Here is a 252-nt window from a genome sequence, read left to right as displayed (position 1 = left end):
CAGCAAGTTCGGTGGGATGAGCGTGCCCGATGCCAAGCGGCTCAAGGACCTAGAGTCCGAGAACGCGCGGCTGAAGAAGTTGCTGGCCGAGCAGTTGTTCGAGAACGACCTGATCAAGGATGCACTGCGAAAAAAGTGGTAAGCGCACCGGCGCGTCGTACGCTGGTGCGCGAATGGATCGGGCGTGGTGCCAGCGAGCGTCGTGCGTTGGCAATGATCGGCATGAGCGCCAGTGCACTGCGGTATTGCCCG

1 pseudogene is annotated in these 252 nt (G+C 61.5%); it reads left to right on the top strand.

Features of this window, described 5'->3' with window-relative positions:
* A pseudogene (locus JDS80_RS30945) lies at positions 1–252 on the top strand (IS3 family transposase); the annotation flags it as partial.

Source organism: Bacillus cereus group sp. N8 (assembly GCF_016483685.1).
GTDB classification, from domain to species: Bacteria; Bacillota; Bacilli; order Bacillales; family Bacillaceae_G; genus Bacillus_A; species Bacillus_A proteolyticus.
The sequence above is the reverse complement of the archived record's forward strand: the minus strand, read 5'-3'. Positions and strand labels throughout refer to the sequence as shown.